The organism is Arcobacter siniprincipis (SeqCode) (assembly GCF_048571125.1).
GTDB classification, from domain to species: Bacteria; Campylobacterota; Campylobacteria; order Campylobacterales; family Arcobacteraceae; genus Arcobacter; species Arcobacter siniprincipis.
Map to the genome: position 1 here is coordinate 755,376 of NZ_CP182343.1, position 11,799 is coordinate 767,174.

General features: G+C 29.2%; 12 protein-coding genes. 4 read left to right on the forward strand and 8 right to left on the reverse strand.

Features of this window, described 5'->3' with window-relative positions; genetic code table 11:
* Nucleotides 1-46 precede the first annotated feature (46 nt).
* A complete protein-coding gene (locus ACNI3D_RS03835; protein WP_164969735.1) occupies nt 47-220 on the reverse strand; it encodes a hypothetical protein in 174 nt (57 codons plus the stop codon).
* 224 nt (nt 221-444) lie between these two features.
* On the opposite strand from ACNI3D_RS03835, the gene ACNI3D_RS03840 reads away from it, so the two are divergent.
* The gene (locus tag ACNI3D_RS03840; protein ID WP_419768311.1) at nt 445-1,041 is read left to right on the forward strand and encodes a UCP032817 domain-containing protein; all 597 of its coding nucleotides are present in this window, start codon (nt 445-447) and stop codon (nt 1,039-1,041) included.
* 148 nt (nt 1,042-1,189) lie between these two features.
* On the opposite strand, the gene lepA is transcribed toward ACNI3D_RS03840, so the two are convergent.
* The 7 genes from lepA to ACNI3D_RS03875 form a co-directional block, all read right to left on the reverse strand.
* Complete coding sequence (gene lepA, locus ACNI3D_RS03845) at nt 1,190-2,977, reverse strand: translation elongation factor 4 (RefSeq protein WP_375722941.1); 1,788 nt, start codon at nt 2,975-2,977, stop codon at nt 1,190-1,192.
* 113 nt (nt 2,978-3,090) lie between these two features.
* Nucleotides 3,091-4,122, reverse strand: coding sequence for an OmpA family protein (locus ACNI3D_RS03850; protein WP_419768312.1), 1,032 nt, complete (start codon nt 4,120-4,122; stop codon nt 3,091-3,093).
* A gap of 30 nt (nt 4,123-4,152) precedes the next feature.
* A complete protein-coding gene (locus tag ACNI3D_RS03855; RefSeq protein ID WP_419768313.1) occupies nt 4,153-5,088 on the reverse strand; it encodes a ribose-phosphate pyrophosphokinase in 936 nt (311 codons plus the stop codon).
* A gap of 73 nt (nt 5,089-5,161) precedes the next feature.
* Complete coding sequence (mnmA, locus tag ACNI3D_RS03860; protein ID WP_419768314.1) at nt 5,162-6,202, reverse strand: tRNA 2-thiouridine(34) synthase MnmA; 1,041 nt, start codon at nt 6,200-6,202, stop codon at nt 5,162-5,164.
* Nucleotides 6,203-6,210: 8 nt separating this feature from the next.
* The gene (gene mnmA, locus ACNI3D_RS03865) at nt 6,211-7,341 is read right to left on the reverse strand and encodes a tRNA 2-thiouridine(34) synthase MnmA (protein WP_419768315.1); all 1,131 of its coding nucleotides are present in this window, start codon (nt 7,339-7,341) and stop codon (nt 6,211-6,213) included.
* 66 nt (nt 7,342-7,407) lie between these two features.
* A complete protein-coding gene (folK, locus tag ACNI3D_RS03870; RefSeq protein WP_419768316.1) occupies nt 7,408-7,911 on the reverse strand; it encodes a 2-amino-4-hydroxy-6-hydroxymethyldihydropteridine diphosphokinase in 504 nt (167 codons plus the stop codon).
* A 90-nt stretch (nt 7,912-8,001) separates the two neighbouring features.
* Nucleotides 8,002-9,024, reverse strand: coding sequence for a M24 family metallopeptidase (locus ACNI3D_RS03875; protein WP_419768317.1), 1,023 nt, complete (start codon nt 9,022-9,024; stop codon nt 8,002-8,004).
* A 63-nt stretch (nt 9,025-9,087) separates the two neighbouring features.
* Here ACNI3D_RS03875 and aroQ point away from each other — a divergent pair, with 63 nt between their 5' ends.
* The 3 genes from aroQ to sppA are packed head-to-tail and all read left to right on the forward strand — an operon-like array spanning nt 9,088 to nt 11,676.
* A complete protein-coding gene (gene aroQ / locus ACNI3D_RS03880) occupies nt 9,088-9,567 on the forward strand; it encodes a type II 3-dehydroquinate dehydratase (RefSeq protein ID WP_419768318.1) in 480 nt (159 codons plus the stop codon).
* 2 nt (nt 9,568-9,569) lie between these two features.
* Nucleotides 9,570-10,796 carry an aminofutalosine deaminase family hydrolase gene (gene mqnF, locus ACNI3D_RS03885; RefSeq protein ID WP_419768319.1) on the forward strand — a complete coding sequence of 409 codons (1,227 nt, stop codon included), beginning with the start codon at nt 9,570-9,572 and terminating at the stop codon, nt 10,794-10,796.
* Entirely contained in the window at nt 10,789-11,676 is an 888-nt protein-coding gene (sppA, locus tag ACNI3D_RS03890; protein WP_419768320.1) for a signal peptide peptidase SppA, read from the forward strand. The genes mqnF and sppA overlap by 8 nt, the downstream gene beginning before the upstream one ends.
* Nucleotides 11,677-11,799: the final 123 nt, after the last annotated feature.

Consider the following 11,799-nt stretch of genomic DNA (forward strand, 5'->3'; position numbering starts at 1 on the left):
TATTACAAATAATTTAGTATGAAAGTTTTTACAAACTAATTAAAAATTAATTAGTTTTATCTATACAAAATACTTTATCTACTCTTTCCCCTGTTCTATAATTTAGAACATTTTCTATTTTATATTTTTTGTTTAATTTTGTACAATCCTCGATTGTAGTTTCATTAGATGTACACGAAATAAAAAGTACAGAATAAAATAATAATATTAATAATTTCATTAGGTTTCCTATATAATAGGATTATTATAGCATATAATTTATTAAATAATAAAATATAACAACAATGAAACTGATAATATATATTAATATAGATAATTTTTTAATAATATTTGATTTTAAATTGAAGCTTCTCCTTAAACTTATAAAAAATAGAATATCTCTTAAAAGTTTTTGCCTTTATTATATAAATCTGTTAAAATATTTATTAAAAATTTGGAGTAAAAATGACAAAAGAAATGTATTATATATTAATATCTAGTTTAATAATTATTCTAATGATATATATCTTTTATGTAGAATATCTTAAACGAAATAGAGCAAAGTTAATTGATACTTATATTTTTCCAAGTAAAATCACTGATACTATAAAATCTACATATCCCCATTTAACTGATAATGAGATTAATTTGGTTTTAGATGGATTAAAGGAATATTTTTATGTATGTAATGATGTAGGGGTAAAAATGACAGCAATGCCTTCTAAAGTAATAGGTGTTGCTTGGCATAGTTTTAGTTTGCTTACAAATGAATATGGTGATTTTTGTAATAAAGCATTTCCTGATTATTTATATTATTCACCAGCTGAGTGTATGAAAAGTTACTCATTTGCACAAGAAAGTCTTCAAAAAACTTGGACATTCGCATGTTTACGTGAAAATATTAAACCCAATACACCTCATAAAATTCCATTATTATTTCAACTTGATAAAGATTTAAAAATTAGTGATGGCTTTTTTTATTCTTTAGAGTGTAATAAAGAGGGAGAATATTGTGTTAAAAATATTGGTTTTTACAGATCTGATTATGCAGGAAATGATTAATAATGGAAAACTTGAAATTTTAAATCTAGAGTAGTTAGATTTTGAGTGAAGTTCAAGGCAAAAAGAGAGTTTAAAACGGAGCGTACAACGAAGGTACGTGAGTATTTAAATTCTCTTTTTAACGCAGAAATACGCCAAAAGATGACTGCTATATCTTTAAAACTGCCATGAATGCTTCTTGTGGAACATTAACCTTTCCTATAGCTTTCATTCTTTTCTTCCCTGCTTTTTGTTTCTCAAGCAATTTTCTTTTTCTCGTAATATCCCCACCATAACATTTAGCAGTTACATTTTTACCTGTAGATTTTACAGTCTCTCTTGCAATGATATTAGATCCAATAGACGCTTGTATTGCTACTTCGAATAGTTGTCTTGGGATTAACTCTTTTAAGGCTTTGATAAACTCTCTACCTTTACTAAGGGCTTTATTTTCTGGAACTATGATTGATAAGGCATCAACAATTTCCCCTGCTACTTTTATATCAAGTTTTTGTAAAACACCTGGTCTAAAACCTATTGGTTCATAATCAAAAGATGCATAACCTTTTGTTGTTGATTTTAATTTATCGTAAAAATCCATAACGATTTCATTCATAGGTAAATCATAATCAAGTAATACTCTAGCACCAATATAGTCCATTTTATTTTGAATACCTCTTTTATCATTTAGAAGTTTTATTACATTTCCTAAAAATTCATCTGGTACTAAAATTGTAGCTTTTACATATGGTTCAAATATTGTTTTTACTTGACTTGGTTCTGGAAGTTCAGAAGGATTTCTAATAACTATCATTTCCCCATTTGTTTTTTCAATCTCATAAATAACTGTTGGTGCTGTTGCTATTAAATCAAGATTAAACTCTCTTTCAAGTCTCTCTTTGATAACTTCCATGTGAAGCATTCCTAGAAAACCTGCTCTAAATCCACTTCCTAGTGCAGCAGAACTCTCTGGTTCAAAAGAGATAGATGAGTCATTTAATTGAAGTTTTGTAAGAGCCTCTCTTAAATCTTCAAATTTATCAGTTTCGATTGGATAAATACCAGCAAATACGAAAGGTTTTGCAGGCTCAAATCCATCAATGATTTCAGCTGTTGGATTTTTAGCATCAGTCATAGTATCACCAACTGCAATACCATCTAATGTTTTAAGTCCAAGAACTACGATACCGATTTCACCTGTTTTGATTTCATTTGTATTTTGTCTTTTTAACGGATGAGGATACATAAGATTTAAAACAGAATGTTCAACTTTTGTATTCATCATTCTAAGCATTTGACCTTTTTTGATACTTCCATCATAAACTCTTACAAGAGCCAAAGCACCAAGATAGTTATCAAACCATGAATCATAAATAAGTGCTTTTGTTGGAGCTTCTTCATCACCTTTTGGACAAGGAACTCTATCAACTATAGAATCAATTAATTCTCTTACCCCAAGACCTGTTTTTGCACTAATTAAATTATGATATGTACAATCAAGTCCAATAGCCTCTTCAACTTCTTCTAAAACTCTATCTGGATCAGCACTTGGAAGGTCGATTTTATTTACAACTGGAAGAAGTTCTAAATCGTTATCCATAGCAATATATACATTTGCAATAGTTTGTGCTTCAACACCTTGAGTTGAATCTACAATTAAAAGTGCACCCTCTGATGATGCTAAAGAACGGCTAACTTCATATGAAAAGTCCACATGACCTGGAGTGTCAATTAGATTTAAAACATAGTGTTGACCATCTTTTACATAATCTAGTCTTACACTTTGAGCTTTGATTGTAATACCACGCTCTTTTTCTATATCCATTGTATCCATCATTTGAGCAGACATATCTCTATCTGCTACTGAACCACACTCTTGTATAATTCTATCAGCTAGAGTTGACTTCCCATGGTCAATATGAGCGATAATTGAAAAGTTTCTTATATTTGCTTGCAAAATAAATCCTATGTTTATATTAATGTTCGCGATTATATCTAAAAAATTGTAATGATAATGTTAAGAGAGTAAAAAGTAGTGATTTTAGGCAAAAAGCCTAAAATCATGTGTGATTATTTTGAGACAGTAGCTTCAATTCTTCTATTTTGAGCTCTTCCCTCTTTAGTTTTATTAGTTGCTTTTGGTCTTGTTTCACCATATCCAATAGTTTTTAATCTAGCAGGATCAACATCATATTTTTTCAATGCTTCAAATGCAGAATTTGCTCTTCTTTTTGATAACCATAAATTATATTTTTCAGTACCAGTGTAGTCAGTGTGACCTTCAATAGTAGCTTTTAATTTTGGATGTTTATTTAAGAATTCTGCAAATTCTTTGATTCTATGTTTATATTTCTCATCTATGATTGAAGAATCAATTGGGAAATGAACTTCTAAATCAAGCATAACAATACAACCATTTTTATCAACATTTGCACCTCTCATAGTATCAGGACATTGGTCTAATGAGTCAATAACACCATCATTGTCTGAATCTAGAACTTTAGGTTCTTCTACTTTTTTAGGTTCTTCAATTACAACAGGCTTAGGCTCTTCTTTCATGATAGGAGCAGGAGCTGCTTTTTTACCAAAAGGAATTGCTAATCCAATTGTATAAAGTAAATTGTTATTACCATTATCAAATGATACTAAATGTCTTACATCAGCTTTAATAGCCATATCATTATCTAGTTTATATTTATATCCAAACCCATAATTTGCAAATGGTCCAGTTTCATTACCAAATTGTTCATTATCATAAACTTCAACACCAAGACCAGCTAAGGCATAAAGTGATGATTTAGCATTTAAACTATACTCTTTAATAACATTTGTAAAAACTCTTGTTACTGCTGTATCTTGATTACTATTTTTGTAATCAACATCATCAAGTGTTCTAAGAATTCCTAATTCAATTTGATCAAACATCGAGTCATCTAAATTAAATCCTAAAGAAATACCTGCATTTGCATAATTTCTATCTAAGTCTAAGTTACCTTCTGTAATTGCACCTGAAATCATAGGAGTAACTTCATATTTATATTCACTATTTGCAGCGAATAAAACTGACGAACATACTAAACTTGTCATTAATAGTTTTTTCATTTTTTCTCCTTCTTCTTTTTAATATAACATTTATTTCACAAATATACTATTAACTGATTCATTATTGTGAATTCTTCTAATTGTTTCACCAATAATATTAGAAGCAGTCAACACTGTAATCTTATCATGTTTTTGTTTTAAAGGAATTGTATCAGAAACAACTAACTCATCTAAAGCATCACCTTTATCAAGTCTTTCATAAGCTGGACCACTCAATACACCGTGTGTACAGCATGCCATTACCGAATTTGCACCTTTTCCTTTTAATACTTCAGCTGCTTTTACTAAAGTACCTGCTGTATCTACCATATCATCTACTAAAATTATATCTTTACCACTTACATCACCTATGATATTCATAACTTCTGATTCGTTTGCTTTTTCTCTTCTTTTATCAACTATTACTAAATCATAGTTTAACTTTTCTGCATAAGATCTAGCTCGTGCTACTCCACCAATATCTGGACTTGCAATAATTGGATTAGCAAATTTCTTTGATTTTATATAATCAAGAAACATGATTGAACCAAAAAGGTTATCAGCTGGAATATTAAAAAATCCTTGAATTTGTGCTGCATGTAAATCTATTGTAATTACTCTAGAAATACCAGCTGCTTCTAATAAGTCTGCAACTAATTTCGCAGTAATTGGAACTCTTGGCGCTGCTTTTCTATCTTGTCTTGCATATCCATAATATGGAATAACAGCAGAAATAGATTTTGCACTTGATCTTTTTAATGCATCTACCATAATTAATAATTCCATTAAATTGTCATTTGTTGGAGCACATGTTGGTTGGATAATGAATACATCCATTCCTCTTACACTTTCTGTAATTTTAACAGAAATTTCTCCATCACTAAATTTTGTTAGTTTTGCTGGACTTATTTCGATATTTAGATATTTTGCAACTTTATTAGCAAATTCAGGGTTAGCTGAACCCGTGAATAGTCTGTATCCTCTCATGATTTTCCTTAGGTTTATGTTTATAATTTTTTTGGATTATATCTAAAAGTTTATAAAAATTACTTAGTGCGGATTAATTTGTTTCTTTTATCCATGCACTACCAATAACTTTTTGTTTATCATAAAATACAGCCAATTGACCAGTGGCTACTCCAAAAACAGGTTCTTTCAATGATATATTTACTTTGTCATCTTCAATCTTTATTTCACAAGGTGTTGAAGCTGTTCTATATCTTAGTTTTACTGTGCAATCAAGTTCTTTATCGTCAATAAACATGTTTAGATTATCTGCTATTACATTATTAACTTCTAGGGCTTCTTTTTTACCCACGACAATAGTATTATCTTTTGGATTTAATTTAGTTACAAAGTGAGGTTCATGTGCACCGTTAACTGTAAAACCTCTTCTTTTACCTATGGTATAGTGTGCATAACCTTTATGAACACCCACAACATTTCCTTTTTCATCTAAAACTTTTCCAGGTAGGTCTATTTTTGCATGTTTTTTTACAACATCTGTATAAACAGTTTCTACAAAACAAATCTCTTGTGATTCGTTTTTTTCTGTAATTCTTTTATAAGCAGAATCTAATTGTGCTCCAAATTTAATAATATCTTCTTTTTTATAAGTACTTAATGGAAACATCATATATGGAAGTGCTTCTTTTGGTACTTGTGATAAGAAATAACTTTGATCTTTTGTTTTATCATCAGCTTCATAAAAAAATTCACCATCTGTTTTGGCATAGTGACCAGTTGCTAAATAGTTTGCTCCATGTTCTTTTGCAAAATCTAACATTGCACCAAATTTGATTTGTCTATTACATTTGACACAAGGGTTAGGAGTAGTTCCTTCTAAGTATGAATCTACAAAATAATCATAAACTTCAGCCGTGAATTTATCGGTTAAATCTAAAATGTGATATTTTAAGCTCAAGAAATCAGCTACATCTTTTATATAAGCTAAGTTTTTTTCGTGATATCCGTCAGTTCTATTATGAAGTTTTAAGTATACACCTTCAACTTCATAACCATCTTTTTGCAACATGTAAGCTGTAACTGAAGAGTCAATTCCTCCACTCATGCCTACCATTACTTTTTTAATTTCACTCATATTTTGTCCTATGCATAGTAATTACTTATAAATCCTCCACCAAGACAATAATTACCCTCATATAAAACAAGACTTTGTCCTAAAGTTACAGCTCTTTGTGGCTTGTCAAATTGTACGAGAACTTTGTCTGCATTAACTTCTGTTACAGTACAAGCTTGTTTTTGTTGACGATAACGAATTTGTGCCATCAATTTATCCCCAACTTTAGGTGGCTGTTCTAATACCCAATGCATATGACTAGCTTCAACATTTTGGTTCATAAGTAAGGGGTGATTTGTATCTTGCACAACTACTAAGGTATTATCTTCCATATTTTTTTTTGCTGCATACCATGGATTATGGATGTGACCATCTGATTCAGTCTCTTTAATACCACCAATCCCAATGCCTTTTCTTTGACCTAAGGTATAACAAATAAGACCTTTATGTTTCCCTAGTACTTTCCCATTTTCATCTACTATATTACCTGGAATTGCTTTTAAATGTTGGGTAATAAATTCATCAAATTTTTGTTCGCCAATAAAACATATTCCTGTGCTATCTTTTTTATCACTAACTGGAAGATTGTGTTTTCTTGCTATTTCTCTAACTTCTTTTTTTGTTAAATCTCCAAGGGGAAACATAGCATGAGATAGTTGAACACTAGATAGCGCATGTAAAAAATAACTTTGGTCTTTTGTATTATCTTTTGGAGTATCAAGTACATAGTGGTCTTTGTATTTAGCTATTTTTGCATAATGCCCAGTTGCAATCATATCAGCGCCCATTTTTTTTGCTTCATTTAAAAATACATTGAATTTAATCTCACGATTACAAAGTATATCTGGATTTGGAGTAAGACCTTTTTTTAAACCTTCTAAAAATACATCAAATACTTTTGTTCTGTATTCTTCAACAAAGTCTTTACCAATTACCTCTATGCCAATTAATTCACCTACTTTTTTTGCATCTTCAAATTCAATACGATTAGGGCATTGGCTACCTTTGATTCCATACTCCCAATTACGCATGAATAGGCCTACTACATCATAGCCTTGTTGTTTTAACAGTAAAGCTGTTACTGAAGAGTCAACGCCACCAGACATTCCTACAACTATTTTCTTTTTACCTGCAGGCAGGATTTCATTTTTTTCCATCATTATCTTCCTTAAAAAAGTTCCTTTTTAAAGGAACTATATATTTAATACTTCTTTTAGAAACAAACTCTAAAAGGAACAACGAGTTGTTCTTTTATTCATATATTTTAAAGGAATAATCACTGATTCTCTATTTGCCCAGTCTTTATGAGGAATAATAAGTTTTTCTGTATTTATTTTTTTATTATCAAAAAATATTATATCAATATCTAAGGTTCTAGGCGCATCTTGAAAGGACCGCTTTCTTCCAAATTTTTTTTCATATCTTTGCATAATTTTTAATAAATCATTAGCACAAAGATTTGATTTAAGTCGAATTATACCATTTAAAAAATATTTTTGCTGTAAATAACCAAAAGGAGGATTCAAAAGTAGGGGAGAAGTTTCTAATAAATCAAACCTAGAATCTTTTAATAGACACAAAAACAATTTATCAAATAGTTGTTTTGTATTTCCTATATTTCCCCCAATACCTATGGTTATTAAGTGTCTTTTATTGGAAGTATTTTTTATAAATCTAGGATAATTGGGGGTGTAAAAAAGTGTTAAATCTTTATTTATAGTTTTTTTCATAATTTCCTTAAATAATCTTTACTAAAATACTCAAGAAATAACTAAATTATGAATAAAATAAGTTAATATAATCTTGAGCAATTTTGAAGCTTATAGTATTACAGCTTTTCCATTTTTCATTACAATCGTATCTTCAATTCTTACTCCAAATTCATTTGGAAGGTAAATTCCAGGTTCAATTGTAAAAACCATATTATCTTCAATAACTACATCAGATTTAGAGTTAATATATGGATGTTCATGGATATCAAGTCCTACTCCATGTCCAGTGCTGTGAATAAAATATTTTCCAAAACCAGCTTTTTCAATAACACTTCTTGTTAAATTATCTATATCTTTAGCTTTCATTCCTACTTTTGCATTTTCTATTGCATTTAGTTGGGCTTTATAAACTAAGTCATAGATTTTTTGTTGTTTTTTTGATTTGAATTTTTGTTTTCTAGAAAAACTTAATTCACCACCAAAAGATGCAGTACAAGTTCTATCAGAACAATATCTTTTGTATTTCACTCCAGCATCAACTAAAAGTAAATCATTTTTTTGTAACTTTTTATTTGTAGGAAGAGCGTGTGGTTTTGCTGCATTTTCATTAATAGCAATAATTGGATCAAAACTTAAGTCATATTTTCCCATATTTTTATATGCTTCTACTGCTTTAAAATGAAGCAAGGTCTCTTTTTTATTTAGACCATTTTTATTGATATATTTTGCAAGTCTTTCAAAACCATTTCTTCCAATTTTGGCAGCTTTTTTTAAAATAGCAATCTCATCATCTGTTTTAATAACTCTTTTTAGATGGGAAAAGTTTACTTGGTTTGTAAAGTTTACTTTTAAATTTTCTGTTAATTTGTTAAATTTATTATATGTAAAATCATTGCCATCAAAGATTATCTCTTTTATTTTCTCTTTTTTTAATATCTCTTGTGCACTTTTTATTAAGTCACTACTTTCTATTACTTCTGTATTTTTAACTTTCTCTTTTGCTTCTATTGTATATCTTGCATCTGTGATAAAAAAAGATTCATTTCCCAGTTTTATAAAAATCACATTATCGCAAGAGTAGTTGCATTCATAATAAATTGCATTTTCATTTGTTAGTATATAATTGCTCACTTATTTAGCCTTAACTATAATTTGAATATAATCATAGCTAAATTTTACACAAGGAAAAATAATATGAAAATTGCGGTAATTCAAGGTCCAAACATAAATATGCTAGGTGTAAGAGAACAACATATATATGGACCTATGACTTTAGACCAAATTCATCAAGGTATGAAAGATCAAGCTTCTCAAAATGGAATAGAATTAGAATTTTTTCAATCAAACTTAGAAGGTGAAATCGTAGATAAAATTCAAGAGTGTTTAGGTGAAACTGATGGTATTATTATAAATCCAGCAGCTTATACTCATACTTCAATTGCTATTGCTGATGCTCTATCAGCTGTAAATTTACCAACAGTTGAAGTACATATTTCAAATATATATAAAAGAGAAGAGTTTAGACAAAAGTCAATTACTGCTGCTAGTAGCACAGGTGTTATAGCTGGGTTTGGACCATTTGGTTATCACTTAGCACTTATTTCATTAGGTCAAATTATTAGTGAAGTAAAAGCTATGGAAAAAGCAAGAGCAGAACAAGCTGTTAAAGCGTAAGCATGAAAATATTAAAAGCCTCTTGGCTTATATGTGTCGATGAAAATAGCACTATCATAAAAGATGGTGCTATTTTATTTGATGAAAAAATTAAAGATTTTGGAGAAATAGAGTCTTTAAAAGCTAAATATAAAGACTTAGAAGTAGAAGATTTAGGTGATAATACAGTTTTAATGCCAGGTCTTATTAACTCACATATTCATTTAGAATTCTCTTCAAATAGCACAAGTCTATCTTATGGAAATTTTATGTCATGGTTAAACTCTGTTATTATAAATAGAGAAGCTTTGATAGAAAAAAGTAGTACAAATCTTATAAATACAAAACTTGAAGAAATGTTAAAAGGTGGGACTACTACAATAGGTGCTATTAGTTCTTATGGTTTTGAAATAGAAGCTTGTACAAAAACACCAATAAATACTGTTTTATTTTCTGAGGTAATTGGAAGTAAAGCAGATATGATTGATACACTTTTTTCTGATTTTAAAGCTAGATTAGAAAGTGTTAAAAAAAATAGTTCCGAAAATTTTATACCAGCTATTGCTATACATTCACCTTATTCTGTACATCCTTTTTTAGTTAGAGAAGCTTTAAGACTTGCAAGAGAAGAGAATCTATGTGTTAGTGCACATTTTTTAGAATCAGTTGAAGAGTTTGATTGGTTACATAAAGATGAAGGAAGTTTTTTAGAGTTTTTTAAAAACTTTTTAGGACAAGAAAAAAGTGCAACAAAACCTATGGAATTTTTACGACAATTTTCTGGCATAAAAAATTTATCTTTTACACATTGTGTGGAAGCTAGCAATGATGATTTAGCAAAAATTAAAGAACTAGGTGCTGTGATTAATCACTGCCCCACCTCAAATAGAGTTTTGAATAACAAAAGACTTAAAATAGAAAGTTTAGATGGAATAGATTATTCTATTGGAACTGATGGACTTAGTTCAAATAACTCTTTACAAATGTTTGATGAACTTAGAAATGCTCTTATGATACATACGAATTTAAATATAAATGAACTATCCGCTGATTTAATAAAAGCTGCAACATTAAATGGTGCAAAAGCTTTAGGGTTAAATAAAGGTAGAATAAAACAGGGCAGTGATGCAGATATAATTGTATGCAAACTTCCAGATGAAGTTAAAAATGAAAAAGAACTTTGTACACAAGTTATTTTACATACAAAAGAAGTACAAGATGTCTATATAAATGGAGAAAAACATGTTTAATTTTTTTAAGACGATTTTTACACCAATAATTGCTATTTTAGATTTTATAACAAAATATTTTAAAACAATAGTATTTTTAACTATTATTTACTTTATTGTAAGTTCAAATAGTACATCGGGATTAAGTTCAGTTGAAGATAATACAAACTTACAAAAAATAGAATTAGCTGGTCCAATTTTAAATGTTGATAAAGTTTTAGATGAAATAAATAAAGCTAAAACAAATCCAAACATAAAAGGGGTTTTATTAGTAGTTAATTCTCCTGGTGGCTCAGTAGCTCCTTCTGTTGAGTTAGCTTATGCAATAAAAGAGCTAAGAGCAGTGAAACCAGTAGTTGCTTATGCAAGTGGTGTGATGGCTAGTGGAAGTTATTATGCATCTATTTGGGCGAATAAAATTATTGCAAATCCTGGAAGTATGGTTGGATCTATTGGAGTTATATTCCAAGGTGCAAATGTTGAAGAACTAATGAATAAAATTGGTGTTTCTACTCAAACTATCAAAGCTGGAAAATATAAAGAAGCTGGTACTTTCTCAAGAGAATGGAATGAAAATGAAAAAGAGGAATTAGAATCAGTTATATCAGATACTTATGATATGTTTATAACAGATGTTGCAAATGCTAGAAAACTAAAAAAACAAGATAATGAAAAATATGCAAATGCACATATTTTTACAGCAAGACAAGCTAAGAAAGTAGGGCTAATTGATGAGGTTGGAACTATTAGTATTGCTAAAAATGAACTTTATAAAATATCAAAAGTTAGAAATCCTATTTGGAATAAACAAGATAAATTTGATAAATTCATTGATAGAATAGTTAGTGAAACTGTGACAAACTTTTCATTGAAGTTCAATGACGGTTTAAAAGCCTATTAAAAAAACAAATTTAGTTCTTTAACCTGTTTCATAACTCAGCCTTAGAGAACTAAATTTACTCAGTCACATACTCTTTGTATGCTCCTTCCTAAATTTATCTCTCTGCCTTGATTTCTTTGTAAT